Origin of the sequence: Paenilisteria rustica (genome assembly GCF_013820765.1) — a bacterium.
GTDB lineage: Bacteria > Bacillota > Bacilli > Lactobacillales > Listeriaceae > Listeria_A > Listeria_A rustica.
In genome coordinates, this window is the sequence record NZ_JABJVM010000037.1 from 1 (window position 1) to 1,543 (window position 1,543).

Annotated in this window: 2 protein-coding genes; both read right to left on the reverse strand. The window is 40.2% G+C overall.

Annotation, left to right across the window (positions count from 1 at the left end; all coding sequences use genetic code 11):
• A partial coding sequence (locus HPK16_RS16420; protein ID WP_246369473.1) for a YveK family protein occupies positions 1-458 on the reverse strand: 458 nt, incomplete at its 3' end.
• Positions 459-472: 14 nt separating this feature from the next.
• A partial coding sequence (locus tag HPK16_RS16425) for a nucleotide sugar dehydrogenase (protein ID WP_181677975.1) occupies positions 473-1,543 on the reverse strand: 1,071 nt, incomplete at its 5' end.

Here is a 1,543-nt window from a genome sequence, read left to right on the forward strand (position 1 = left end):
TTGTCAATTTTCATTATTTTCGGAATATCTTTACTGAACACCGTAACTGTTTCATTCGCAATTTTTACAGCATCCGTAGCATCCTTGCTTTCCACGTTAATTTTGATAACTTGTGAATCCGAGGTGCTATTTACTTTAATCATTTGTTCAAGCTCTTTTGTGGTATACTTGTCGTCCATTTCATTGGATACTTGGGATAAAATTCGTGGGCTCATGATGATAGATGTGTACGTATTGATAAGCTGCAAGTTCGCCTGTACGTCTTGTGATTGTACAATGGTGTTTTGTGGCACAGACTGATTAATTAATACTTGTGTTTCACTCTGGTAGATTGGTGTGGAGAAGAAATAAAGATATCCACTCATCAACAAGGCACATACACACGTACTTATAAAAATGATCCATTTATTCTTTTTCAAAAGATCCCATATTTGCTTTACATTTAAACTATCTTCCATTGTTTCCTCCTGGCCTATTCCGCTATTGGAACTAACTTTTTACTGCTTTTGCGCATATCATATAAGTTTCCCATATTGTAAATCGCCACTTTTTCTAACTCCGGAATAACATTTTTTGTATCGAAAATATAGTGCTGTTTCATACCCTCAAATTGAGCTGGTGTAACTGTTTTGAACTCACTATGATCCGTTAAAACACATACTAAATCTGCGTTTTCTACTGCCTTTTCAAAATCAGGCTCAATCCAAGATGCTTTTACATGTGGGTCAAAGATGGATAATTCAAAATCTGTTTCTTTTTCTAGGAGTTGTATAATTTCAAGCGCTGGACTTTCACGGATATCATCCACATCACCTTTATAGGTCGTGCCGAAAACCGTTACTTTTTTGCCATCGATATTTGCCATCAAGGTTTTTACTTTTTCTACAATGAAGTCTGGCATCGTGCTGTTAATCGCGCGGGCTTGTTGAATCAGCGGTGTATTTTCTGGCGTCGCTGCGACAATAAAGTATGGATCCACCGCTAAACAATGACCACCGACACCAGGGCCGGGAGCGTGCAAGTTCACACGCGGATGTTTGTTCGCCATCTCGATGACTTCTAATGCGTTGATACCAAGCGTATCGCCAATTTTCGCAAGTTCGTTCGCAAGGGCAATATTAACATCGCGGTACGTATTTTCCATCAGCTTCGAAAGTTCCGCTGCACCAGCAGTCGCTTCGATAAGTTCGCCTTGAACAAAGACGCCATACACCTGTTTTCCTGCTTCAATACATGCCGGTGTAAGCCCACCAATAATCCGGTTATTATACACTAACTCATGAATGATTTTCCCAGGCAATACGCGCTCTGGACAATGGACTAAAAAGATATCTTGCCCGACAATAAATCCTGCTTCTTCCAACATCGGCTTCACCACATCTTCTGTCGTGCGTGGTGCGATCGTAGATTCTAATATGATGACATTTCCTTTTTCTAAATAAGGAATCGTTTTGCTGACCGCGTCGACAACATGTGTTAAATCACATGATAGATAGGCATCCGCCTTATTTGGCGTTGGCACAGCAATGATGAAAACATCCGA